Here is a 25,374-nt window from a genome sequence, read left to right as displayed (position 1 = left end):
CTTTAGGGCCGAAGAAGCCCCTCTAGGGCCTGAGGCCCCAAACGATAGACAATCCCCTCTTTCTTCAAACAGAGATCTCCCCCGGGAAGATGACCAATTTCAAGGGCCACAACTCCACGATCATCAAGAACCTCTAGGCGCCCGTTAAACTGGCAGCCCCCGGCCTCTTCTTTTCCAAGGACATCGGTGGCATAGACGGGAAAAGTCCTCTTGAGAAACTTCTCCAAGACCTCCTTAGTCATTGCTTTTTCTTCTCCGTCCCGGCTCCTTAGAATATAGACCCCTTTCTGGTCCCGGCTGATCTCCCAGTAGACCTTCTTTCTCGGCCAAGAAAGGCTCAGACGATCTAAATTATCCGGCAGGAGATCAATGACCTTGAGCTCCACAAAGACCTTGGCCGAGGGGACCTTGGGCTGACGATCCCAAATCTCAAAAAGGCCAAGGAGATCCTCGGGGACGAGATATATCCTCTTCTGCCCGGCCAGACGAACAAAGGTGCTCTCCCATTGAGGGCCTCGATGACCAATGAGGAGATGGAATAAATCACGGCCATCTCTGCCCTTGAGAGCGACGTGAAGGGCCGCTTGATCTTTTAGACCAAAGTCGGAGAAAAACTCCTCTCCTTCGGCCCGCAGCTCCCCCGAAAGTCGGCTGAGGAGTTCTAGGAGATGTTCTATCTTGCTCTTTTCGGCCGGAGCCCGAAGACCGTCTTCTACCCACCAGTCTCCCCCCTCTCTCCTAAGGCGAAGGCCTTCCTGGGCCTGGAAGAGATAAATCTCTTTTACCTCTGAGAGTTCAAGACCTTGGGCCAGGGGTTTAAAGACCTCGCTTACCTCTGATGGCCTTTGAGCCCGCTGTTGGAGCACATAACCCACCAAAAGGGCCAAAAATATCAGGGCCAGCAGAAAAAGACTACGATTGCCCATGGCTTGCCCCCTGTCTGAGCTCGGCTAGATAACGTTCCCGGCGGCGGCGGCGGGAAAGGGCCCGAAAGGCCCCAGCAAGGGCCACCACCCCGGGGATAAGGAAGACGACTATCAGACGCCAGATGATCCTCTCGGCTGGAGAGGTCTCGGCCACAAAACGTAAGACCTGGGTTTTGGCCCGGATGTGGATCATTTTTCCACCCAAGGTGAGAGATTCCACCAGATTAAGGATAAATGGCGCGTTGGAAAGGGCCTCAAGGGCGGGATCAGAGAACATCTCCGAACAACCCACCACCACTAGCCGGCTGGTTAGGGAAGTCTCTGGAGAGGCCGGGGGAGAAGGCGTCTTCTTCAAGTCTTCATCAGATTTTTCATCTGGCCACGGTGGGGGAGCCTTAAAGAAGATCGGGAATCGGCCCTCAAGGAGAACTGCCAAAGGAAAACTGTGCCTCGGCCCCTGGGGGACAAAGTCGTTAGAGTCCATCGGGCCAGGCCTGGACTCCATCTCCCAGGCCTTGGGCGAAGACCTAAAAAGGACAGTCTCCTTGAGGCCGGCTTTCTCTAGCCTTTTATCCTCTATCTCCAGGGCGCTTCCCCAAAGATAGAGGATTCCAGAGAGACCAGCCGTCACCGGAACTTTTGGATTCATCTGTTCTGGGAGCACCTGAATCTGGATGGGGAGATCCACCGGAACGTGAACCACCGCCCAGAAAAGCCCCATGGGTCTCCTCAACGGAAGGGACAAAAGGGCAGTCTCCTGGTCACAGAGGATTCCTTCCCTGATCCTGACCCCGTAGGCCTCAAGAAGTTTGTTGATTGCGAGCTTCTTGGGACGAGCGCTCACTAAGATACCGGATGGGTCCGGCAAATAGGTGTAGGAGAGGCCCTGGGCGGCCACGATTACCGGACGCCCAGAATGGAGAAAACGCTCAATTTCATAAAGGGCCCGATCGTTCAATTCAGCAGGATCGAGGATAAGGAGGAGATCGGCTCCCTTGGGAATGGGAGACTCCCGGCTGAGATAAGTCGTCTTGACCCTATATCCCTGGCCCTCAAGGATCTCTCTTAAGAGCTGGAATCGATCTCCCGGGCCGGCTAAGGTGGTATCCCCTACCGGGGGCGTATAGAGAGCGATCAAGGGGAGCCTGTTCATGGTCAAGCGAAAGATCCGAGAGACCAAATCGTACTCCAAAGTAGTCAAACTGGCGGGAACGACCTGGTCAATAAGTTCTTCTCGCTTATCAAGATAAGAAATGGCTATGGTGGAATAGATCTTCTTGAGGCTTACAGTGTCTTTTTCGATGGTCTCGGTGGCAAAGGGGCGGATGCCCTTGGTGGCCAGTTTTCGGGCTAGCTCTGGATCGGTCTCAGGGTTGACGATAGCGTAGGTAACTTTAGGCGAAAGGGCGGCCAGCTCAGCCAAGATATCTCGGACCTCTTGAGGAAGGACTTTCATGGGCGTGGGAAGCTTTTCTTTAGGAGAGACGTAATAGGTAATGCGAATGGGGACCCTGAGGCGAGCCAGCACCTCCTTAGTAGTCGGGCTGAGGGTATACAGCCGTCCCTCAGTCAGATCGATCCGAGGTAGCCTGAGGTCAGAGACAATGGCGTTGGCCAGAATAAGAATTCCAAACATCAGAGCCGCAGCCAGGGGAAAAGTACCAGGGGTACGCAGACGGAAAAGGGACTCCACCGCCAGTTTGTTAAGCAGTAACCAGAAGAGGCTCTGAGAAACAAAGAAGAAGAGCCCCCCTAAGCTGATCACCCCTTTGGAAAAATCAGCAAAATGATTGACGATTCCCAAAGACTTCTGGAGAAAGGTACCCAAAGGGGGAAACCAACCATCGATAAAGCCAGCAACGAGCTCTGTACCCAGAAGATAGACTACTAGGCCGGCCAAGAGGGCCAGAATATAAGCCACAATCTGATCGGCAAACAGGGCCGAGATTCCCATACCCATCGCCAGAAGCATGGCCGTAAGGAGGATCGCCCCCAGATAACCCCCAACAATAGGGCCAGGATCAGGGGAGCCCAAAAAGAAGAGCATCAGGGGGATAGTCATGGTCCCTAGCAGGGTCAGAAGGCAGAAAAGGAGGCCGGCCAGAAACTTACCCCAAACAAGCTCCCAGGCCCCCACCGGCAGGGAGAGAAGGAGGGATAGGCTACCAGAGGCTTTCTCCTCGGCCCAAAGCCTCATAGTTAGAGCCGGGATAAAGACCACCAGGATCAGGGGAAGGGTGGAGAAGAAAGCCCGCATATCACAAAGCCGGGCAGTAAAAAAGGTCATCATATAGAGCCCGGTAGAGATAAACAAAAAGGCCACTGCAAAGACATAAGCGATGGGAGCGTTAAAGTAACTAATCAATTCCTTTTTAACGATGGTCTTTATAGCTCCCATTTGAGCGGCCTCCTATGAGCAGAATAAAGATCTCCTCAAGACCAATTGGTTGCTGACAGAATTCAAGGATCTTTATCCCCTTTGAAGAAAGGACCTGGAAGATCTCCTCTAGGGCTATTTCCGAAGAGGAAATGATCCGGTACTCCCAACAATCTCCCCTAAAGGACTCTTTGATCCCTTTGAGTCCAGCTATACCACTTAAGGCTTGGCGGGCTTGGGTTTTAGAGACTAGGCGGACAACCCTTGAGGCCCCGGCAGTCCGGGCCAACTCATCAAGAGAACCTTGGGCCACCATCTGCCCTTCGTTCAAAATGGCTATCCGATCAGAGATAGCTTCAACCTCACTCAGGATGTGACTGGAAAAGATGATGGCCTTCTCTCGGGCCATCTCCCGAATAAGATTCCTTATCTCTAGGATCTGGAGAGGATCAAGACCAGTGGTGGGTTCGTCGAGGATGAGGACCGGAGGATCATGAACGATGGCCTGGGCTACCCCCACCCTCTGACGGTAACCCTTGGAGAGTGAGGCCAGGGGATGATGCCAAACCTCAACCAGAGAAAGGGCCTCCCGGACAAAGGCCATTCTCTCCTGGAAGCGCTGCCCCTCAAGGCCCCGGGCCTCAGCCACAAATGTTAGATACTCTCCGACCTCCATTTGATTATAGAGGGGGAGAATCTCCGGAAGATAGCCCACCGAGGCCCTGACCTTAAGGGGATCCCGGAGGATGTCAGCCCCAGCCACTAGGGCTGTGCCACTGGTGGGGACGATCTGGGTAGATAAGATCTTTAAGACTGTGGTCTTTCCGGCCCCATTTGGCCCCAAAAGGCCAAGAATCTCCCCTGGAGCCACCCTAAAGCTTATCTCCCTTACGGCCGGATAGCCATTATAGAAACGGCTAAGAGAAGAGGCTTCTATCATCCCCTTCCCCTCCTTCAACCGGCCCAAAATTAGGAATAAGGATAAGGGATGTCAATATCTTTGGCAGTTAGAAGGTCTTCCGGGAATCAAGGAGGATGGTCACTGGACCGTCATTTACAAGATAGACCCTCATCTCCGCTCGGAATCGCCCCTTGAGCACTGGGGCCCCGAATTCCTGCAGACAGTGGACAAAGGCCTCAAAGAGGCTCTCAGCCATCTCTGGCGGGGCAGCAGCCTCAAAGGATGGCCGGCGGCCCCGCCGACAGTCGCCATAGAGGGTAAAATTGGGCACCACTAGGACCTCTCCACCAATATCCAGCACGGAGGTATTCATCCGGCCCCTTTGGTCTTCAAAGATCCGTAATCCGGCCACCTTGGCAGCCAGATAGCGGACATCGTCTTCCCCATCCCCACGGCCTGCTCCCAGAAGGACCAAAAGCCCCCGGCCGATCTGGGCAATCTTCTTCCCCGAGACCTCCACCGCAGCCTCAAGAACCCGCTGGACAACCGCCCTCAAAACTATCTCCTTATGGTCAAACTTTGGCCGGGGACAAGCTCGATCATCTCTACTCCTGGAGCCATACGCTCAAGCAAGTTACGAAATTCCTCTACCGTCCCGGTTAGGGCCGGAAAGGTCCCATAGTGCATGGGAATAACCTTTTCGGCATTGATGAGACTGGCTGCATAGGCGGCTTCCTTAGGCCCCATGACATAATGGTCCCCAATAGGTAAAAGGGCCACATCCGGACGATAAAGTTCTCCGATCAGACGCATATCCCCAAAAAGGCCGGTATCACCGGCATGATATACAGTTAGGCCATTTTCCATCCTGATTACAAAACCACAGGCATCCCCGCCGTAGATAAGACGGTCAGCCTCCTGGATAGAGGAGCTGTGGAGGGCAGTGACCATGGTTATGGACAAGTTTTGGGTATGATAGGTGCCGCCGATATTCATCCCGACCACATTAGAGAGACCCTTGGCCAGAAGATATTGTTGGATTTCGTGAATAGCCACGATCTCACCACCAGATTTGCCTATCTCAAGGACATCTCCCAGGTGATCTCCATGGGCATGGGTTATAAGGATGAGATCATAGGGCCCAATGTCCTTATCTTCCGGGGCCTGAGGATTGTTGATCCAGGGATCGATTATCACCTTAAGACCGGTAGCAGTCTCGATCTTAAAGGTAGCGTGCCCCAGAAAGGTTATCCGGGTAGGCATGGCGACTCCTCCCTGAAAAATTATTTGGTCTCTCAGGCTTTTCTCACAGAATCCACCTTTTTACAAGTCCGGTCCTGTTTTTTTGCGAAAAACTCCTTGAGATCGAAAAAAGAAAATATATAACTTTGTTAACGACTTTGTGATATGGTGTAACTTTCTAAAAATTCAGGAGTCTTGATGCTGGGGATTACTTACGTAGCCGGGGAACGGACCTCTTCAGAACCAATAGATGAGAATCTCTTTCGGGCTTATATTGGTCCACGAGCCGATTATTATCTGGCCCAGTTCCGAAAGTTCTTCCTTATCCCCGGAGGGCAGTTTACAGTTACCTGGCACTGGCCGGCCTTTGCCTTTGGTTTCTGGTGGTTCCTCTACCGGAAGATGTATCTGTGGGCCCTGGTGTTCTTCTTTTTAAGCAATATCTTGGGCTCTCTGATCTTCTTTCATGGCCCCATCGGGATCCTTATTGTCCACATAGGCTACGGAGTCCTGGCCAATTATCTCTACTTCCGCCATGTACGGACAAAAGTAGCTGAAGCGGCCATGAATATCCCCGATCGAGAAAAACTTATTGCCTATCTAGCCCGCACCGGAGGGACAAACTCCTGGGTAGTCTGGCTGGGGGTTGCCTTGGCAGGGCTTCTGCTTCTAGGTATCCTTCTTAGCGCCCTGGGAATCGTCAAGGTCTTCTATCCTTGGCTTCTAGATTTTCACCACCACCGTTATCGGGGCCCCTGGATTTGAGGACTTTTGTCGAGGATTTCCTTCCAAGCCCAATAAACTTTTAAGCAGGTTCTCTATTTAGGATGAAGAGACGGTTTGAGACTAGAAGATATAAAGTATGCTCTTTTGGGCGGCCTCGGCCACGGCATAAAGAGTATCCGGCCGAAGCCCCAGGTAGATTATCCCTATAGCAGTAGCAGCAATGGCTACCGCGGGGGCAATGGCTACCTGTCCCCTGATAACCTCTTTCTCCGGCTCTCTCATATAAAGATAAATAATGACCCGGAGGTAGTAATAAGCCCCAATAGCGCTGGTAAGGATACCCACGGCCGCCAGAAGAAGATAGCCGGATTTGATAGCGGCGGCAAAAAGATAGAATTTACCAGCAAAACCGGCCATGGGTGGCACTCCTGCCATCGCAAACATAAAGATGGCCATAAGAGCAGAAAGGACCGGATACTTATAGGCCAGACCGGCATAATCGGGAAGCTCCTGGGCTTGGCCTTCATACTGATCAAAAAGAAAAACAATTCCAAAGGCCCCCAGATTCATGAGGGTATAGACGGCCAAGTAGAAGATCACCGCTGTCCGGCCCAACTCATCACCGGCCAAAATCCCCAGCCCTATATAACCGGCATGGGCAATAGAAGAATAGGCCAACATCCGTTTGATGTTCTGCTGGATGATCCCTAAAAGATTACCAATAAGCATGGTCAGAAAAGAGACTATCACCAAGGTGGTCTTCCAGTAAGGAACAAAGACTTCCAGGACGGCTGTATCAATAAACTTCCCCTCGCCAGTGGTGGACAAAAGAGGAGTGAAACAGATGGTCAGAATCTTCAAAAAGGTGGCAAAAGCCGCGGCTTTAACTGCTGTGGCCATGTAACCAGTAACTACCGAAGGACTACCCTCATAGACGTCGGGAGTCCACATGTGGAAAGGAGCAAAGGCCACCTTGAAGAAGAATCCCGCACAAATCAGAGCCAAACCGGCCATGGCCATAATATTCTGATAGTGGCCTTCGGCCAGCTTTGCAGCTATATCAGCCAGATTGAGAGAACCAGTAAGTCCGTAGAGAAAGGCCATCCCAAAAAGGATAAACGAAGAGCCAAAGCAACCCAGAAGAAAATATTTAAAGGCCGCCTCCTGACTACGAGCATTGCCCTTTAAATAGCCCGCCAGGACATAGACCGCCAGAGACATGGTTTCAAGGGCAATGAACATCATCAGCAGATCCACCGCCTGGACCATGGCTAGGCTCCCATAGATAGCAAAAAGCATCAAAGCAAAGAACTCTCCCTTCACCTGACGATTGTTCTGGGTGTAGCCAATGCCTAGAAGGACGGCGATCACCCCTGCCAGGATGAGTATCAGACAAAAAAGGGCCGTAAAGGGCTCCATCGAGAAGATGCCCATAAAGACGTGTCTTGGGGCCGACCAGCTGGTGGTCGCCGTAAGACCACCAGCATAAATGAGACCGGTGACCGAAATTATCCCCAAGATATTGGCCTTTAAGGAGAGGTTTTCAAATTTCTTGATGAAGAGATCGATCAGGATGACCAACAGGCCCGTAATCAAGACAACAAGCTGTGGCCCCATAACCCAGATTAAGGTCTGAAGATCAAAGTTGGGAATAATTGCCTCCATAGCCCTACTCCACCACTTCTTCTATAGAATCAGCTGTTTGGGAAATGTTTAATCGGACCAGATGATGTTCTGGGGCCCGACAGGCCGGCTCCAGTTTGACCATTTTTATAAAAGAGTTGACCGAAGTATGAACCTTGGAAAGAAAGAAATTAGGATAGATGCCAATCCAGAAGATCATTACTACCAAGGGGGCCAAATAAGAAAACTCTCTTAAGTTGAGATCTGGAAGCCCCTCGTTTTTAGGGTTGGTGACCTTTTGGTAAAAGACCCGCTGATACATCCAAAGCATATAGACGGCCGAAAGGATCACCCCTGTGGCCGCCAAGGCGGCGTGAACCTTAGAAATCTTAAAGGTGCCCAGGAGGATGAGAAATTCGCCAACAAATCCATTAGTTAAGGGGAGGCCGATAGAAGAAAGGGCCACAATCAAGAATATGGTGGCATAAAGGGGCATCACCCGAGCAATACCGCCATATTCGGCAATAAGCCTGGTGTGTCGTCTCTCGTAAATAATCCCCACCAACAAGAAGAGGGCCCCGGTGGATACCCCGTGGTTGATCATCTGTAGGAGAGCCCCCTCTACCCCTTCTGGCGTAAGGGCATACATTCCCAGCATTACAAAACCCAAATGAGAGACGGAAGAGTAGGCCACAAGCTTTTTAATATCTGGCTGGACCATTGCCACCAGGGCCCCGTAGATTACTCCGATGACAGCCAAGGCCATAATCAACGGGGCCAGAGCCGCTGATCCCTCCGGGAAAAGGGGCATGGCAAAACGTATAAAACCATAAGTCCCCATCTTAAGGAGGATGCCGGCCAGAATGACCGAACCTGCTGTCGGGGCTTCAACGTGGGCATCGGGCAACCAGGTGTGGAAGGGAAACATGGGAACCTTGATGGCAAAGGCCAGGGCAAAGGCGGCAAAAAAGAGGATCTCCAGAGTCCGGGGAATATTGGTCCCGTAGAGTTCCATAAGGGTAAAGGTAATCTCCCCGGTCTGTTGCCAATGAAGATAGACCAACCCAATAATACAAACGAGCATCAGGAGGGAACCAAACATGGTGTAGAGGAAGAACTTAACCGCAGCATATATCCTCCTCTCCCCTCCCCAGACTCCAATGATGAGATACATGGGGATGAGCATCAGCTCCCAGAAGATATAGAAGAGGAAAAGATCCAGAGCCAAAAAGGTTCCTACCATGGCCGTCTCCAGCAGAAGCATGGAGACCTGAAATTCCTTGACGTGTTTTTCTATGGCTGACCAAGTGGAAAGAATAGTGATGGGCATGATGAATGTAGTCAGCAAGACCAGCCAGAGACTGATCCCATCAAGCCCCATAAGATAGCGAATACCAAGAGGTTTGATCCAATCATGGCGTTCTACAAATTGAAAGCCGGTCATGTGGGGATCGAAATCAAAATAAAGCTTAAGTGAAACAAGAAAGACTAGAATACTAGTCAACAAAGAAACAATTCTAATTAAATTTTTACCGGCCTCTGAACGTTGAGAGATAAATAATATAGGCAGAATACCAACCAGCGGCAAGTATGTTACCAAACTAAGAATAGGTACATCCATATAAATCACCTCAAACTAATAGAACATATAGTACGTTAATAGGATAACCAAACCAAGGATCATTACAGCACCATACGTCTGGACATAACCATTCTGGACATACTTAACCTTATTAGAAGACCAACGAACAACAAAAGCAGTACCATTCACACCAAAACCATCTATTAGAAGAGCATCGCAGATCTTCCAAAAGAAGTTGCCAAGCCAGAGACCGCCTCTAACAAAGATGAACTCATATATTTCATCAACATAGTACTTGTTGTAGACAATTTTATACAAAATGGGCAGGCTTTGTTTGGCTGAGTCAGCGATAGCCGGAAAGGCGATGTAGATTAACCAGGCCAAAAAGGCCCCACCAATGGCCACCAAGACCGAGGTCTTCATGAGGATAGATTCCAGGTGATGGTCGTGAATGCTGGACGGGAAGCCAACCTCATGCTGAATGATCTCCAAGGAGCGCTCAAAGACTGGATCAAGAAAATGCTCCAGATAGTTGGGGACTCCAATCTTCTGGCCAATGAGAGGAGCTATCCCGATCCAGCCTCCGACAATAGAGAGAAGGGCGAGGATAATCAGAACATAGCGCATAGATGGCGGAGCCTCGTGAACATGGGGTTTAACGTCCTCAGGGATACGTTCCTTACCATAGAAGGTCATAAAGATGAGGCGGAACATATAAAAGGCGGTAATCCCGGCCCCCAGGGTACCAAAGGCCCAAATGATCCGCCCCAAAGAGGGATTAAAGGGAAAGTTAAAGGCCTTCCAGAGGATCTCATCTTTACTGAAGAAACCGGCGAAGGGAGGCAGACCGGCAATGGCCAAGGTGGCGATAAACATAGTCAGATGGGTAACAGGCATCCGCTTTCTCAAACCACCCATGAGCCGCATATCCTGGATTTCATGAAGGGCATGGATAACCGCACCCGAACAGAGAAAGAGACAGGCCTTGAAGAAGGCATGGGTCATTAGATGAAACATTCCCGCCCAATAGGCAGCAACCCCAACCCCGATAAACATGTATCCCAGCTGACTCACAGTAGAATAAGCCAGAACACGTTTGATATCATTCTGGAGGATTCCGATGGTGGCCGCAAAAACGGCTGTAAGCATGGCGATCAAGGCCACAACCTCAAGGGCTGTAGGGGCTAAGGTGTAGAGAATATTTGTCCGGGCGACCATATAGACACCAGCAGTAACCATGGTGGCGGCGTGGATGAGAGCCGAGACTGGAGTAGGACCGGCCATGGCATCTGGCAACCACACGTAGAGAGGTATCTGGGCGCTTTTACCGGTGGCTCCCACAAAGAGAAGAAGACAGATGGCTACTAATACCGGGGCGTTGAGGGCTAAGTGGCCAGCCTCATAGAGATGATAGGCCTTATTAAAGACATCTTGGTAGGTGAGACTGCCAAAAGTTACAAACATCAGAAACATTCCCAGGGCGAAGCCAAAGTCCCCCACCCGGTTGACCACAAAGGCCTTCTTGCCAGCGTCGGCGTTCTCTTTACCCTCATACCAGAAGCCAATAAGAAGATAGGAGGCCAAACCTACTCCCTCCCAACCGACAAACATAAGAAGATAGTTGTCGGCCAAGACAAGAATAAGCATGAAAAAGACAAACATATTGAGATAAGCAAAGTAACGCCAATAGGCCCGATCATGATGCATGTAGCCAATCGAATAGACATGAATAAGAAAGCCCACTCCGGTGACAATCATCATCATCAGACCAGAGAGCTGATCAACCTGGAAGGCAAAATTCACCGAGAAGCCATTTACAGCCATCCAGGAAAAAAGACTCTGATAGAGAAAACGATCATGGGCCGGACGAGAAAGAAGATCCCAGAAGACCAGACAGGCCGTAAGAAAAGAGAGAAAGACCGAAACTACCCCAAAAAATGAGGTAAAAGTCTTAGAGACGCCCTTTTGGCAACGACCAGCAATAAGACCCGAGGCCCCATTAATCAGAAAGCCCAAGAGAGGAAATATCGGAATAAGGAAGATATACTTCTCCATAACAGAGCCCTCACCATTTCATGAGACGGATTTTATCTAGATCAACATCTTTTAAGTGGCGGAAAAGGGAAATCATAATGGCCAACCCGACAGCCACCTCTGCCGCTGCCAAGGCGTAGATAAAAAAGACGACCACTTGGCCGTCCATCTCCCCCCGAAAATGAGAAAAGGCCACAAAGAGAAGGTTAGTATCATTAAGCATAAGTTCTAAAAACATAAAGAGAAAAAGGGCATTTCGGCGGGTAAGAAAGCCAACACAACCTATTCCAAAAAGGATACAAGAAAGAACAATGTAATCATGGAGGCTGGCAGTGTATTCCATCTTCCCCTCGCTAAAGTCGTTTTTTGGCCAGATAGATAGCCCCAATCAGGGCTACCAGCAGAAGGACAGAAACCACCTCAAAGTGAAGTAGGTACCGAGTAAAGAGCATCTGTCCGATCAGACCGGGAGAGCCAAACTCGTGGTCTCGGATGTGAACGATGACATCAGAAGCCCCTTTGGCCGTAAACCCCAGGACAGCAATAGAGATAAAGCCCAGTACCCCTCCCAGGCCCCTGAAGAAAAGATTCTTAGGGGACGTTTTGTATTTATCAGCAGGAGAAAGGAGCATGATCACGTAGGAGATAAGAACCAGAATGGCCCCGGCATAAATAGTTATCTGAAAGATGGCAATCAATGGGGCATGGAGATGGATATACTGGACGGCCAAACTGATCAGAACCACCAGGAGGGAAAGGGCCGCAAATATGGGATCCTTGGCCACCACCATTAAAAAAGCGGCCACAATAGCCAAGTTAGCAAAGATGAGAAACGTCCAGTCCATAGTCTCCCCTACTCCTTCTTATCCTGAGAGGCTGTCCCCTGGCCCTGAGGTGGAGAAGTCTTCGCCCCTTCCTTGGGGGCCGCCCCTTGGGCCTGGCCGCCTTTTGCCGGGGCAGCCTTGGCTCCAGGCTTGGCCCCAGCCTTGGCCGGCGCCGGCTTTTTGGGCGGTGGGGCCTTGGGAATAACCTTTACCGTCCCCCGGGCCTTGGCCCGCTCAAAGTTGGCCAGAAGCCTCTCTTTGCTATAGACAGTCTCCGCTCGGCTATAAGCCGCCAGTTCGTATTCCTGATTGAGCTCAATAGCCTTTTTGGGACAGACTTCTTCGCAAAAACCGCAAAATATGCACCGCAGAAGGTCTATCTCATAAGTGGCCGCATAACGGGGGCCGGAGTACCTTTTACCCTGCTCTTCCCCGCTTTTGGCAGCTTTGATCTTGATGGCTTTGGCCGGACAAACCTTCTCGCACATCCCGCAGGCAATACAGGCCTCCATCCCCTTGTTATCCAGCTTGAATATATGAAGCCCCCGCCAGCGAGGATGGACAAATCTTTTCTCTTCTGGATATTGCCAAGTCCAGGGATAGCTGGGATCACCTTCTTTGGCAGTAAAATAACGTGGACGTCCCCGCCCCCGGAGAGCAGCCCGAAAGTTCTCCCAAAAATGGGCAATGGTTAAAGCCATCCCCTTAAGGATCTCCAGCAGATAGATCCTCTCCGGGAAACGATATCTCCGGGGGACATCGAGGACCTTGATGATGCCGTCTTGCTGATATTCCTCAGGCATAAAACCCTGCCTCCTAGCTGGTCAGCTGTATCACCAGGGCAGTGATCAGGATGTTCAAAAGGGCCAGAGGGATCAAAGCCTTCCAACCCAGCCCCACAACCTGATCCCACCGGAACCTGGGAAGCGTCCAGCGGACCCAGACAAATAACCAAAGAAAAAAGGCCACTTTGGCAAAAAAGATAAAGAAAGAGACAATCCCGTAGAGAATAGGCGGCAGATACTGGGAAAGATCTATCCATGGAAGATGCCAGGAACCCAAATAAACCGTGGTAATTATAGCCGAGAGAACATACATGTTGACGTATTCGCCAAAGAGATAAAGGCCAAGCTTCATAGAACCATACTCCGTGTGATAGCCGGCCACGATCTCGCTTTCGGTCTCTGGAAGATCAAAGGGGAGCCGGTTGGCCTCGGCAAAAGCGGCCACCAGATAGACCAGAAAACCCAAAGGCTGGAGAAAGATGCCCCACTTAGGGAGAAACCCTAGGATGGTTCCCGTCTGGGCCTCAGCAATCTCCCGCAGAGAAAAAGTAGAATAGACCATAACTGCTGCCAGAAGAGAGAGCCCGATAGGAACCTCATAGGAGACCATCTGAGCTGTTGATCGCAGGGCCCCCAAGGTGGAATACTTGTTGTTCGAGGCCCAGCCTCCGATCACCAAACCATAGACAGCCAGCGAGGAAAGACCAAGGACGTAAAGAAAACCAATATTGACGTCGGCCACCTGGAGAAAGATCTCCCTGCCCCCCACGACAATTTTGTCCCCAAAGGGGATTACAGCATAGGCGGCAAAGGCCGTAAGACCAAAAATAAAAGGAGCCGCCAAGAAGAGGATCTTATCAGCGGCCAGGGGGATGAGATCCTCCTTGAAGAAAAACTTGATCGCATCGGCCAAAGGCTGGAAAAGACCAAAAGGACCTACCCGGTTGGGCCCCAAACGATTCTGGATCAACCCAGAGCCCCTTCTTTCCACCCAAGTCATAAGGGCAGCAATGGTCAAAGTCCAGGCAAAAATAAAGACCATCTTGACGGCAGCAATGATGATATCGACCTTCATCGATCAAGCTCTCCGGCGATCACGTTGAGACTGGAGAGGACGGCAATCAAATCGGCCACCATCCCCCCTCGGGTAAGCTCAGGAAAGGCCTGATAGATCATGTAACACGGCGCCCGGACGTGGAGCCTGGCCGGACGCTCCGTCCCGTTGCTCCTGATGAAAAAGCCTAACTCCCCGTTAGGAGACTCAAGGGCAAAGTAAACATCCCCCTCAGGGACTTTGGTCTTGGCCGCTGGCTTAATGGGAGTAGTTGCCTTGATAGGGCCTTCTTTAGGCATCTTCTGGAGACACTGCTCAATGATGCGGATTGATTGCCGCATCTCTTCCAGACGGACAATATAGCGATCATAGATATCCCCGTGACTGCCCACCGGGATCTCGAAATCAAGGGCCGGATAAGTAAGATAGGGTTCATCCTTGCGCAGATCCCTCTTCACTCCACAGGCCCGGAGACACGGCCCAGTAAAGCCCCAACTTATAGCCTGCTCCGGGGTAAAGGCAGAGACCCCTATGGTACGATCCATCCAGATCCGATTGCGAGTAAGAAGCTTGTCCATCTCATCAATGGCCCGGGGTAGGGTCTTGAAGAGGTCTCGGATCATCTCTTCAAGGTTATCTGGAGGCTCCCGATCAAGACCACCAATGCGGCCAAAGGTATTAGTCAAGCGGGCTCCATTGTAGGCCTCAAAGATGTCGTAGATCTTCTCTCTTTCAATAAAGACGTAGAGAAATGGGGTAAAGGCCCCGATGTCCACCCCAAGAATCCCCAAACAAACAATGTGATCAGCAATCCGGGCCAACTCCATAAAGAGGACCCTTAACCACTGGGCCCTCTCCGGAACTTCGACATCAAGGAGCTTTTCCACAGCCATCTGGTAGGCAACATTGTTACAGATGGCCGAGACATAGTTCAGACGGTCGGTAAGGGGAATTATCTGGTGGTAATTGAGGTTTTCACAAAGCTTCTCCAAGCCCCGGTGGAGATAGCCAATCTCTGGCTGAGCATCGATGATCAGCTCCCCATCAATCTTAGTAATCACCCGGAGTGTTCCGTGCATGGCCGGGTGAGAAGGACCAATATTGATTTTGACAATATGTTCTGGCGAGAACTCGACGATCTTTTCCCTAACGGCCATATCCTTCCTTCCTACCGATACCTGAGAACCCGCTCTTCACCCTCCCCCTCTAAGGCATAGTCTTTCCTTAGAGGGTAGGCTGGGAACTCATCCCACATGAGAAGACGCTTCAAATTGGGATGGCCCTCGAAAACCACCCCAAACATGTCGTAGGTCTCCCGCTCCGGCCAATCCGCCGCCTTCCATATGGAGGTGACAGAGCGGAGCCGAGGATCATCCTCTGGAACCCTCACCTTGACCCGGAGACGCTCGTTGGTCTTGGTGGAGAGCAAAAGATAAAGGACCTCAAAACGAAGACCTCCTTCCGGAGGGGGGAAATTATCCAACCCGATGACATCAATGAGCATATCAAAGCCAAAGGCCGGATCTTCCTTAAGGGCCTTGAGGATCTCGAATTGTTTTTCCCTGGAGATCTCAATCGTAAGATCCCCCCGGAATTCAACAAACTCCAGGATATCTTCGCCAAATCGATCCTTCAAACGGGCCTTAAGCTCCATAGACCTAGCCTCCAGCCTGAGCCGCCCTAGAGAGGGGCTTTTCCTTTTCGATCTTCTTCTGGATCATAATCAGGGCCTGCAGAAGGGCCTCCGGGCGTGGGGGACACCCGGGAATATAGACATCTACCGGGATGACGAGATCAATGCCTTGCAAGGTAGAATAAGTCCGAAAGACTCCACCACTACAGGCACAGGCCCCCATAGCGATTACCCATTTGGGCTCGGCCATTTGAAGATAGATTTTGCGAAGCACTGGGGCCATCTTTTTGGTAATTGTCCCGGCAACGATAAGAAGATCGGCCTGACGGGGGGCAAAAGAGACCCTTTCAGCTCCAAACCGGGCCATATCATAAGAGGAAGCCAGGGTGGCCATAAGCTCTATGCCACAACAGGCAGTCCCAAAAGGCAGGGGCCAGAGAGAATTCTTTCGCCCCCAATTGACCAGCTTGTTCAGTTTAGTTAAAAACCAGCCCTCTCCAGCATACCCTTCTACACCCATGGCTAACGCTCCCATTCTATGGCCCCTTTCTTGAGGGCATAGATAAGACCGACCAGAAGAATAAAGACAAAGATGAAGACCTCTATAAAAATGGCCCAGCCGTATTGGGCGTACACCCTAAACTTGGCCGCCAATGGATAGATAAGAACGGTTTCCAGGTCAAATATAAGAAAGAGCACGGCCACCAGATAATACTTGACGTCATAACGCTTTCGGGAGGGATCCAGCAGGGGAACTCCACATTCATAGGTATCCAGCTTGTCCGGATCCCACCTTTTAGGGCCCAAAAGATAGGAAAAAAAGATCATAGCCACGGCCACCACAGCAGCAATGGCCAAGTAGGCGGCAATATATTCAAATCCCCCCATTACACCCCCTGCTCTCCAAACAATTGCATCGGCAACATGGCTCAGTCTCTTCTACAGAAATTGCCAAGTAATGTCAAGAATAAAAAGATTTATAGATAATTTTGCGCATAAATGTGTTCTATAGTCTAAAATCTCCAAATTTCCCCGAAAATTTTGCTATGTTCTTAACTATATCTTCTATTTTTGCACTATGACTGAATATTCATTCAAAACCGGGGCGTTTCTCCTCGTTTGCCGGGGAAGAATTCACCATGAGTTGGGAAAAATAGTCAACAGCTATTAGAGGGGAAAAAGATGGGCTTCCAGGCTTTTAGGGGCGAAATCCTCGGAAAATTCCAACTTTCACAAGGTTTGAAACCTTTGTTCTTTAAACCCTATAGCTACGGCCCTCTCTGTCTAGTAAATAAGCCCGAAGTCTTAAAGACTTAAGAAGATCTATGCCCGCGGGCCCTAGAACCATAAGAGCCGTAGAGAAGGCATCAGCAGCCACAGCCGAATCAGCTAGCACCGTAGCTGAAGAGAGGAACCGGGGAGAATAGCCGCTTCGGGGGTCAACAATATGATAGAAAAAGCGCTCCTGGTCAAAATAAATTTCGTAGTCCCCAGAGGTAGCGCAGGCCCCATCAGCCAACCCAAAGTCGGCCAGAATCCTATCTTTGGCCTTAGGGTCCCTGATCGCTATCCGCCAAGGCCTTCCCTCCTCTCGGCCCCCGAAGGCCCGAATATCTCCACCAGCATTAACTAAGCCATGTCGCACTCCCCGGGCCTTGAGCTCAGAGACCATGGCGTCAACGATATAGCCTTTGGCTAGACCGTCTAGGGTAATGGCCATCCCCGGACGGGAAAAATATATCCCAGAAGGATCAAGATGGAGTTTTTCCACCCCGACTAAGTCCAGAAGCTCTTTTATCTCCCCCTCAGAGGGTTCCCGCCCTTGAGAAAAATCTCTCTCATAAAGGGAGAGAACCGGCAAGACCGTAACATCAAAGGCCCCCTCGGTTAAACCCGAATAGGTTTTAGCGAGACGAAGAAGCTGAAAGAGAGAAGGCGGTGGTGAGTCAAGGTGGCCCTTGGTATTCAGAAGATAAACCGGAGAGGTCTGGTCGTGACGGCTTAGAAGCTTGACCAAGGAATCCATCTTCTCAAAGCAGTAACCAATAGCCTCCTCGGCCTGGTCGTTAGATTCAGCTACCACGGTTACAGAGACAAAGGTTCCCATAGCTGTAAGACTGCGGGAAAGCAATCTCTGGGAACTCCTCCAGGGAAAGTCGCCCTCCACAGCCCTGACTACCCGATAGGAAACCCCCAGAAGACCAGCTGCTAGAAGGCCTCTGATAAATTCACGCCGCCTCATACTAAACCTCCTCTAGGCCGCCTCGGCTGAAGCCCTCGGAACAGGAAGAGACCTCAGGATCTTACGGGGACAGGCCTCAACACAGACCTGAGCACAGGCGGCCCCATAATCCAGGCAGAGCCTGTGATCTATGCTTATGCGTCCTTTGTCCAGGACAATGGCCGAGGCCGGACATTTTTTGACACAAAGCCCACAGGAGATGCAACCCACCTGACAGACGGCCATGACCTCCTTGCCCTTGTCTTTGCTAGCGCAAAAAACCATCACCCGGGCCTCTCTGGGAATGAGCTCAAGGATACCTTTAGGGCAAGACCGCATGCAAACTCCACACCCGGTACAGCGGGAAAGGTCTATCTCTGGAAGCCCATCGTGGATGGTAATGGCTGAAAAAGGACAGGCCCGAGCACAATCCCCAAGCCCCAGACAGGCGTAAAGACAGGCATAGGGGCCAGAGAGGGCCAGTTGGGCTGAAGCGCAAGTCTCTATCCCCAGATAACGAAACCTCTCCTTTACTCGACCCTCATTGCGTTGACAACGCCTAAAGGAAACAGTGGGTTCCACCGCTCCCAAGGTCTTTCCGGCAATCTCGGCCACCTTTTGGGCCACCTCTGGCCCTCCGGGACGACAGAGATCTGGGGGAACATTGGGATCAGTAACCACCGCCTCAGCGTAGGCCTCACACCCCGGATAGCCACACCCCCCACAGTTGGCCCCGGCAAGGATCTCTTTTACGGCCTCGATCTTGGGATTGATCTCTACTGCGTACTTAATGGCAGCAAAGGCCAAAGCCATACCCGAAAGAAGCCCAATGGTGCCAAAGGTAACCAAGCCGATGATTACTAGATCTTTAAGGTCCATAGCCCCCTCAGATAATTGTGAGGATTAGATCCTCCAGACGGCGCTTGGGTACATGATGGACCCCATGACTGTCGCGCCAATACTTAATATCACCATCTGGGCCGACCTCCTCTATGACCACCTTTTCTGCCGGCCGGCCCAAGGCGACGACTACAATTATTTCATAATTCTCATCAAGCCTCAGGAACTCCCCCAGGGCTTTTCGATCTATGGAACCTAGAACACACCCCCCCAAGCCTTGTTCTATAGCCAGAAGGAGAGTGTTCTGAACGGCTACTCCGGCATCAAAGGAGAATTTTTTAGAAATCCGTCGATCTCCCAAAACAACTATATAAGCCTGCGGACGTTCTCTTTCTGAGGGACCCGGCCAGTCTTTGAGGTAGGCGGCCCATTTGAGACAAGAAAAGACCCTTTCTCTGGCCTCTGGCTCTAGAATCAAGACATAGCGCAGGGGTTGAAGATTGCCGGCTGAGGCCGAAAGCCTAGCCCCATCTAGAAGTCCAAGAACAGTGGCTCTCGAGATGGGCTCTGGCCTAAAACGCCGATAACTCCGACACTTTTTGATAAGCTCTAGTACCACCGCCTTCTCCCTTAAAAGAGATTAAGGCCAGAGAAGCCTAGAAAGGCCAAGGCAAAGAGCCCGGCAGTAATAAAGGCGATAGGGAGCCCTTGGAAAACTTCAGGCACATTGGCCAACTCAAGGCGTTCTCTCACCGTAGCCATGAGGAAAAGGGCCAAGGCAAAGCCTAGACCGGCCCCCAGGGCCAGAGCAAGGCTTTCCCAGAGATCATAGGCATTGTCAGCCAAGATAAGGGGAACAGCCAGAATAATGCAGTTGGTGGTGATGAGGACCAAATAGACTCCAAGTTTTTTAAAGAGGTAGGGATTGACCTTCCTTAAGATGGTATCCAGAAGCTGGACAAAGATGGCAATGATCCCTACAAAGACCAGAACCTGCAGAAAATATAGATGATAGGGTTTGAGGACAAAGTTGTATATGGCCCAGGCCATAATAGCCGAAAGGACCATGACGATGGTGAAAGAGATCCCCATGCCAATGGCTGTCTCCTTGCGCTTTGAGGTCCCAAAAAAGATGCAAAGCCCAAGATATCGGGTAAAAACAAAATTCTGGACCAACGAGGCAGCCAGAAATATCCCCAGAATGATACTCAGATAACCCTTACGGACGACAAAGTCTGTCTCTTTGATCTCAACCCCTTGAGAGAAGAGGTTGTACAATTTGACAACGTAAGCCTCGGCTGTAGAGATGGGCTCCTTGAGACTGATGAGGATGGTTCTCCTGTCTGCTGAGAATTCAACCCGGGCAACCTCAAGGTGGATGTCTGGGCTAGAGTGCTCATAGACAACAACGTTTCCTTGGGGAGACCAGTCCTTGTCCACCGGCCCAGCAAGGGTGAGAAGAAGGGCATTTTCCCCTTTAAAGACACCTTTCTTGATAAACTGGGCCCCAGGGGAGAGCGCGGGCCAGAGAATGATAAAAAAGGCCAAGAAAGTAGCCGCCAATGCCCTGCTAAAGTTCATCGTGATGCCCTCCTGCCAAGACATTGCTTCTCTACCCAGTTGAAGAGGGCCATCAGAAAACCAATTGTAAAGAAGCCCGCGGGAGGTAAGGCTAAAAAGAAAAGAACCCGGCCGGGAAGTATCTCGTAGCCCCATACCGTACCAGCTCCAAAAAGCTCCCGCACAAAGCCTGTCAACATGAGGCCGAACATAAAGCCTAGCCCCATACCTACACCATCCCACAGAGAGGGCCAGATCGGATATTTACTGGCAAAGACCTCCAGGCGGGAGATTATAATGGCAAAGACGACAATCAGCTTCACATAAAGGGCCACCTCCTTATAGAAAGAGGGCATGTAAGCCGCCAGGACCATATCAATCACGCTCACCCAGGTGGCAATAATAATAATGAAGGCCGGGATGCGAATCCGAGGGTGGATAAAACGCCGGAAAAGGGCAACAGTGACGTTTGAGGCCACCTGAACAAAGAGAACCGCCAGGCCCAAGAGAAAACCATTGCGGACCGTATTGGTCACTCCGACAGCCGGACACATAGAAAGGGCCAAGCGAAAGACCGGATTCTCCTTGAAGAGACCATTGAAGAGCAGCCGACCAACACTCGGGGCTTTCTGGCCTGTCATCTTCCCACCTCAAAAAGAAACCTTAAGATTCTTTTCCTTGATGACCTGATCAAGAAGATTCATGCGGCGGACAAAGGCCCGCACCAGCCGTTTGACTCCTTCGGTTACCCTAGAACTAGAGATGGTGGCACCGGTAATGGCGTAGATATCGTCATTAATATATTTTTGGCAGAGACCTTCGGCCTCTTCTGGACTAAGGCCAAGTTTAGGCCAGCGACTTCGCTCTAAACAGCGTCGATAGTCCTCAGGCAAAGGCTTTTTGATTACCTTAAGGCTCATGAGACGTTTAAGAGTCTTACCAATAAACTGGTTCTTGAAATATTCCCTTTCGATCTCTCCCCCAAGGCCAGGGTCTTCTTCTTGTTCAAGGATTTCGAGACCCTTTAGGGTGTAGTCAGGAGAGAGGGCGATCATCATTTTGATCCAGGTTTTAAACCCCTGGGTACGTCCGACGATAAAATAGCCTAGTCTCTTTCCAGCCAGAGTGGCCACGATGTAATTGTCGGTAAAGGTTATCTTTACCCCGGAGCCCAGTTTCTTCTGGAGAGCCTCTTCTCTGGCGGCCTCATCTTCTAGACTCTGAGGGGCGGTATTAAGAGAGATAAGCTCCTTTAGCCTTCCCTCAGGAGTGAAAACAATGAGAACAGGGGCCTCTTGGGTCTTAAAAAGGTAGCCGATCATCGTCCCCTCAGGGTACTCAAGAAGATAGCGGTAAATATTATAAAAGGCTGTCTGTCTGCGCTCCTCCGGGGAAAGGCCCAGAAGCCGGACCATGGCCTCCTCTTTGCGGGCCTTTTCATTGGCCTTACGGGCGGCCTCCGTCTTTAGGAAGACAAAGCCGAGGATCCCCGCCGCCACCAAAGAAATAACAAACAGATTAAGGGTAATCTTTAAAAACTCCCGCATCAGACCTTCACCTTAGGTGGTGCAAAGCGCCTCGGCCTTATCCATTCTTCTAGGGCCGGGACAAAACAGTTCATCAGTAAGATGGCATAACAAACCCCTTCGGGGTAACCTCCTCGCAGCCGGATGAGAACAGTCAAGGCCCCTACCCCAATCCCGAAGATTATCTTGGAGACAGGCAGAGAGGGAGAAGTCACGTAATCCGTAGCCATAAAGAAGGCCCCAAGGATCAAGCCCCCGGATAGAAGATGGACCAAGGGGTTACCCTTAAAGAACCCATCCCCTCCAAAGATCCAGGTAAGAAGGGCCACAGTGGCTAAAATGGCCACCGGGATATGCCAGGTAATAATCCTTCGGTAGATAAGAAAAAGACCACCTGCCAAAAGCAAGGCAGCTGAGGTTTCACCTATAGATCCGGGCTGAAGCCCTAGAAAGAAATTTTTGAAGATGGTTTCAAAGCCTCCGAATCTCTCTGATAGGGCCTGGGCCCCATAGTGCTTGAGGACGTAAAGAGGAGTGGCGGCGGAGACGGCATCGGCGTGGGCCCGCCAGGCAAAGGGCTCAAGCCAAGTGGTGGTCATAGCTACAGGAAAACCAGCAGCCAGAAAGGCCCGGGCCACCAAAGCCGGATTAAAGATATTGTATCCCAGCCCCCCCATGAGTTGCTTGGCCACAAAGATGGCCATAACGGAGCCCCAGATGGGAAGACTCAAGGGGACTCCCGGGGGGAGAACATAGGCCAAAAGAAGACCTGTCAGAGCGGCACTACCGTCTTTAACAGTCACCGGACGACCCAAGAGACGCTGACTTAAGGCCTCAACTAGCACACAAGAGGCCACACTCACCAAGGCCACCAGGAGAACCCGAGGGCCAAAAATCCAGGCCGAAAGCAGAAGCTGGGGAGTAAGGACGGCAAAGACCGTCCACATTATCTTGGGTACTGTATCGGGATCCCGTATGTGAGGCGATATAGAGACGTAGAAAAAGGCTCTCTCCATGATTATCCCTTTTGAGCCGCCTTCTGACGAAGTTTCATCTTCGCTGTCCGAATGAACTGGACCAGGGGCCTTTTGGAGGGACAACTATAAGCACAACAACCACATTCAAAACAATCCATAAGCCCAAAACGCACTGTCTCCTCAAAACGGTCTTTTTCCATGTAAATGGAAATTTCGTTAGGTGAAAGTCCCATGGGACAGGCCGCCAGACACCGGCCACAACGAATACAAGGGCCATAATCGGAAAGATCAGCCTCTTCTTGGGTAAGAAAGATGAGGCCCGAGGTGGTCTTCCCCACAGGAACTGAAAGGTCGGCCATGGCAAAGCCCATCATTGGCCCCCCCAAGATAAACTTGACCGTATTTTCAGAAAGCCCCCCAAGATAGTCGACAATATCGGTCACCATCACCCCCACTCGACAAAGTAGATTGGCCGGACGTTTAATCCCTCGGCCAGAAACCGTAAGAATTCGCTCGTAGAGGTTTTTCCCCAAGGCCACCGCCTGATATATGGCCCGAGTAGTACCCACATTCTGGACGACACAGCCCACATCAGCAGGCAATCCCCCTCCAGGAACCCTCCGGCCAGTGATAGCCTGAATGAGCTGTTTTTCTGACCCCTGAGGGTATTTAACCTCGAGGGGAGCAAGGTTGATCTGGACCTCAGAGGGGGATAGCCTTCGGATGGCCTCATCAAGGGCCTCTATAGCCTCTGGTTTGTTGAGTTCAACCCCAATATAGGCTCGAGTGATCCCCAGAACCTTAAGAATGATTCTGATACCATTGATGACCTCATCAGGATGTTCGATCATCAGGCGATGATCGGCAGTAAGATAACTCTCGCATTCGGCACCATTGACGAGAAGGGTATCCACCTTGGCCTGAGGCGGGGGGTTAAGTTTTATATGAGTAGGGAAACCGGCCCCTCCCATTCCGACAATCCCAGCCTCCTTGATGCGGGCCAGGATTTCTTCCCGAGAAAGATGTTCCCAGGGTTGAGGCTGGTAAGTTTTTGGAGGGGCGGAATGGTCCACCCTAATAACCACTGCCGGCACTTTCCCCAGGATGGGGTGAGGCACTGAGGCGACAGCCTTGACCTCACCAGCGGCTGGGGCATGAACATTAGCCCCAAGGCCTTTTTCAACCGCCCCGATGAGATCCCCCTCCTCTACCCTAGCCTTTCGTTTTACGAGAGGGGTCGCTGGAGCCCCAAAGTGCTGGGCCATAGATACCCAGAGTTCATCCGGCAGGGGCATGGACTCTACAGCCAGATCCCGAGAGAGCTCTTTCTGCCCCGGAGGATGAATCCCACCCTTATCAAAGGTGTATTTATTAGTGGCCATTGCCCTGGAATAATGATTCAAAACGTTCAAAACCTCACCAGACTCTTGCCTTTATGAACTGGTGCTCTATAAAAGTCAAGAACGATAAAAGACAGAAATTCATTGAAAATGAAATTATTGATTCAAAAATTATGGGTCTGGACATTCTTTTTCATAAATCTTTCGGGCCCGTTCGTAGTGGGCCCGAAACTCATCGGAAGAGACCAGGGAGGAGTTCTGTTCTCGGAGTTTAAGGGCCGAAGCTTTATCCCCCTTAAGTTCCTTAACAAGAATGAGCTTGGCCAGAAGTTCTGTGTTTGATGTTAGATAAAAACCATTTTTTATTTCAAACTCCATAAGTGACAGATCTCTTTTGGCCAAGAGGAAGTCAGTTACCTTAGAGTAATAGCCTTCTGTATCTATAGTTTTATTGTTAACAAATCTTTGATATTGCTCAAACCATTTATTATTAATAAATTGAGGAATATTTTCGCCCTCTAAAAGGGCCTCATAAATTTCTTTATATTGAGAAGCTATAAGAGAGGCAGAAAAATTGTCCAAAACATAAGATCGCAAATCATCTTTAGTATAAGAAAATTTTCCCATAAGACCTTGTTCGAGAGCTTCAACTAATTCTTCCTGACTGTAGACAGAGATGATAGGAGCTTTACACTTAGCATCAAAGGGTTGAAATTCTTCATATCTAAAAGAACAAACAACTGGACGGCCGTAATACATGTACTCTAATGCAACCAATCCAAAATCATAATTTATTTGATCTATAGCCAAACCATAACCCGGATAATAAGAGATAGCTTCCTTATGAGGTAAATTTTGAATAAGAATATATTTAAAATCTTTTTTACACTGATTACGTAACTGATTGATAGCTTTTTCAACAAATCTAGTACCCTTTACAAAGGAATTAGAAGGAGCATGAAGAATGGTAAAAACATCAGAGGAGTGATTGGTATCAAAAGAATGATAAATATCTGGATCAAAGGGCATCGTTATATAATAACCGTACGGGAGATGATTAAGTAAAGTAGTCCCAGTAACAAAGACATCTACATAGGATGTTAAAGCTGCTATTTTTTTAATTTGATGGTAAGTATTAAGTGGAGGATAAGGCAAATCAAGATTAGGATGTTCAAATCTTAATTGATAATAAAGAATTTTAGA

26 protein-coding genes are annotated in these 25,374 nt (G+C 50.3%); 1 reads left to right on the top strand and 25 read right to left on the bottom strand.

Going from position 1 to position 25,374, the window contains the following annotated elements; translation table 11 throughout:
* Positions 1–2: 2 nt before the first annotated feature.
* The 5 genes from ACXJJX_RS09370 to ACXJJX_RS09350 form a co-directional block, all read right to left on the bottom strand.
* Entirely contained in the window at positions 3–926 is a 924-nt protein-coding gene (locus ACXJJX_RS09370; RefSeq protein ID WP_456434331.1) for a DUF4340 domain-containing protein, read from the bottom strand.
* A complete protein-coding gene (locus ACXJJX_RS09365; protein WP_456434330.1) occupies positions 913–3,324 on the bottom strand; it encodes a Gldg family protein in 2,412 nt (803 codons plus the stop codon). The genes ACXJJX_RS09370 and ACXJJX_RS09365 overlap by 14 nt, the downstream gene beginning before the upstream one ends.
* Positions 3,299–4,243 carry an ABC transporter ATP-binding protein gene (locus tag ACXJJX_RS09360; RefSeq protein ID WP_456434329.1) on the bottom strand — a complete coding sequence of 315 codons (945 nt, stop codon included), beginning with the start codon at positions 4,241–4,243 and terminating at the stop codon, positions 3,299–3,301. The genes ACXJJX_RS09365 and ACXJJX_RS09360 overlap by 26 nt, the downstream gene beginning before the upstream one ends.
* Positions 4,244–4,310: 67 nt before the next feature.
* Positions 4,311–4,760, bottom strand: a complete 450-nt coding sequence (dtd, locus tag ACXJJX_RS09355) for a D-aminoacyl-tRNA deacylase (protein WP_456434328.1) — start codon at positions 4,758–4,760, stop codon at positions 4,311–4,313.
* A 2-nt stretch (positions 4,761–4,762) separates the two neighbouring features.
* Positions 4,763–5,467, bottom strand: coding sequence for a metal-dependent hydrolase (locus tag ACXJJX_RS09350; protein WP_456434327.1), 705 nt, complete (start codon positions 5,465–5,467; stop codon positions 4,763–4,765).
* A gap of 177 nt (positions 5,468–5,644) precedes the next feature.
* On the opposite strand from ACXJJX_RS09350, the gene ACXJJX_RS09345 reads away from it, so the two are divergent.
* Positions 5,645–6,211, top strand: coding sequence for a DUF2628 domain-containing protein (locus tag ACXJJX_RS09345; RefSeq protein WP_456434326.1), 567 nt, complete (start codon positions 5,645–5,647; stop codon positions 6,209–6,211).
* An 81-nt stretch (positions 6,212–6,292) separates the two neighbouring features.
* Here ACXJJX_RS09345 and ACXJJX_RS09340 read toward each other — a convergent pair whose 3' ends face one another.
* From ACXJJX_RS09340 to ACXJJX_RS09245, 20 genes are all read right to left on the bottom strand, one after another.
* Positions 6,293–7,837: an NADH-quinone oxidoreductase subunit N gene (locus ACXJJX_RS09340; RefSeq protein ID WP_456434325.1), complete on the bottom strand. Its 1,545-nt coding sequence runs from the start codon at positions 7,835–7,837 to the stop codon at positions 6,293–6,295.
* A gap of 4 nt (positions 7,838–7,841) precedes the next feature.
* Positions 7,842–9,416 (bottom strand): NADH-quinone oxidoreductase subunit M, encoded by a 1,575-nt coding sequence (locus tag ACXJJX_RS09335; RefSeq protein WP_456434324.1) that lies wholly within the window; start codon positions 9,414–9,416, stop codon positions 7,842–7,844.
* 15 nt (positions 9,417–9,431) lie between these two features.
* Positions 9,432–11,432, bottom strand: coding sequence for an NADH-quinone oxidoreductase subunit L (nuoL, locus tag ACXJJX_RS09330; RefSeq protein WP_456434323.1), 2,001 nt, complete (start codon positions 11,430–11,432; stop codon positions 9,432–9,434).
* Positions 11,433–11,442: 10 nt separating this feature from the next.
* Positions 11,443–11,754, bottom strand: coding sequence for an NADH-quinone oxidoreductase subunit NuoK (gene nuoK / locus ACXJJX_RS09325; protein ID WP_166031013.1), 312 nt, complete (start codon positions 11,752–11,754; stop codon positions 11,443–11,445).
* Between the two features lie 10 nt (positions 11,755–11,764).
* Positions 11,765–12,256 carry an NADH-quinone oxidoreductase subunit J family protein gene (locus ACXJJX_RS09320; RefSeq protein ID WP_456434322.1) on the bottom strand — a complete coding sequence of 164 codons (492 nt, stop codon included), beginning with the start codon at positions 12,254–12,256 and terminating at the stop codon, positions 11,765–11,767.
* Positions 12,257–12,264: 8 nt separating this feature from the next.
* Positions 12,265–13,038: a NuoI/complex I 23 kDa subunit family protein gene (locus ACXJJX_RS09315; protein WP_456434321.1), complete on the bottom strand. Its 774-nt coding sequence runs from the start codon at positions 13,036–13,038 to the stop codon at positions 12,265–12,267.
* Positions 13,039–13,051: 13 nt separating this feature from the next.
* Positions 13,052–14,095 (bottom strand): NADH-quinone oxidoreductase subunit NuoH, encoded by a 1,044-nt coding sequence (nuoH, locus tag ACXJJX_RS09310; RefSeq protein ID WP_456434320.1) that lies wholly within the window; start codon positions 14,093–14,095, stop codon positions 13,052–13,054.
* Positions 14,092–15,231: an NADH-quinone oxidoreductase subunit D gene (locus ACXJJX_RS09305; protein ID WP_456434319.1), complete on the bottom strand. Its 1,140-nt coding sequence runs from the start codon at positions 15,229–15,231 to the stop codon at positions 14,092–14,094. Before ACXJJX_RS09305 ends, nuoH begins: the two co-directional genes overlap by 4 nt.
* 11 nt (positions 15,232–15,242) lie before the next feature.
* On the bottom strand, positions 15,243–15,728 hold the full coding sequence (locus ACXJJX_RS09300) for an NADH-quinone oxidoreductase subunit C (RefSeq protein WP_456434318.1): 486 nt from the start codon (positions 15,726–15,728) through the stop codon (positions 15,243–15,245).
* A gap of 4 nt (positions 15,729–15,732) precedes the next feature.
* Positions 15,733–16,227, bottom strand: coding sequence for an NADH-quinone oxidoreductase subunit B (locus ACXJJX_RS09295; RefSeq protein ID WP_456434317.1), 495 nt, complete (start codon positions 16,225–16,227; stop codon positions 15,733–15,735).
* Between the two features lie 2 nt (positions 16,228–16,229).
* Positions 16,230–16,595: an NADH-quinone oxidoreductase subunit A gene (locus tag ACXJJX_RS09290; RefSeq protein ID WP_456434316.1), complete on the bottom strand. Its 366-nt coding sequence runs from the start codon at positions 16,593–16,595 to the stop codon at positions 16,230–16,232.
* A 367-nt stretch (positions 16,596–16,962) separates the two neighbouring features.
* Positions 16,963–17,949, bottom strand: coding sequence for an FAD:protein FMN transferase (locus tag ACXJJX_RS09285; RefSeq protein WP_456434315.1), 987 nt, complete (start codon positions 17,947–17,949; stop codon positions 16,963–16,965).
* 12 nt (positions 17,950–17,961) lie between these two features.
* Positions 17,962–18,807: an RnfABCDGE type electron transport complex subunit B gene (rnfB, locus tag ACXJJX_RS09280; RefSeq protein WP_456434314.1), complete on the bottom strand. Its 846-nt coding sequence runs from the start codon at positions 18,805–18,807 to the stop codon at positions 17,962–17,964.
* Between the two features lie 7 nt (positions 18,808–18,814).
* Entirely contained in the window at positions 18,815–19,387 is a 573-nt protein-coding gene (locus ACXJJX_RS09275; protein WP_456434313.1) for a nitroreductase family protein, read from the bottom strand.
* An 11-nt stretch (positions 19,388–19,398) separates the two neighbouring features.
* Entirely contained in the window at positions 19,399–20,349 is a 951-nt protein-coding gene (locus ACXJJX_RS09270; RefSeq protein WP_456434312.1) for an electron transport complex protein RnfA, read from the bottom strand.
* A complete protein-coding gene (gene rsxE, locus ACXJJX_RS09265; RefSeq protein WP_456434311.1) occupies positions 20,346–20,969 on the bottom strand; it encodes an electron transport complex subunit RsxE in 624 nt (207 codons plus the stop codon). Before rsxE ends, ACXJJX_RS09270 begins: the two co-directional genes overlap by 4 nt.
* 9 nt (positions 20,970–20,978) lie before the next feature.
* Positions 20,979–21,875: an FMN-binding protein gene (locus ACXJJX_RS09260; protein WP_456434310.1), complete on the bottom strand. Its 897-nt coding sequence runs from the start codon at positions 21,873–21,875 to the stop codon at positions 20,979–20,981.
* Positions 21,875–22,870, bottom strand: a complete 996-nt coding sequence (locus ACXJJX_RS09255; RefSeq protein WP_456434309.1) for an RnfABCDGE type electron transport complex subunit D — start codon at positions 22,868–22,870, stop codon at positions 21,875–21,877. Before ACXJJX_RS09255 ends, ACXJJX_RS09260 begins: the two co-directional genes overlap by 1 nt.
* A 2-nt stretch (positions 22,871–22,872) precedes the next feature.
* On the bottom strand, positions 22,873–24,213 hold the full coding sequence (rsxC, locus tag ACXJJX_RS09250) for an electron transport complex subunit RsxC (protein WP_456434308.1): 1,341 nt from the start codon (positions 24,211–24,213) through the stop codon (positions 22,873–22,875).
* Between the two features lie 129 nt (positions 24,214–24,342).
* Positions 24,343–25,374 (bottom strand): glycosyltransferase (locus tag ACXJJX_RS09245; RefSeq protein WP_456434307.1); only part of this gene is annotated, 1,032 nt, incomplete at its 5' end.

Source organism: Thermosulfuriphilus sp., assembly GCF_054026695.1.
Note: the sequence above shows the minus strand (reverse complement) of the source record. Positions and strands in the feature narration are given on the sequence as shown.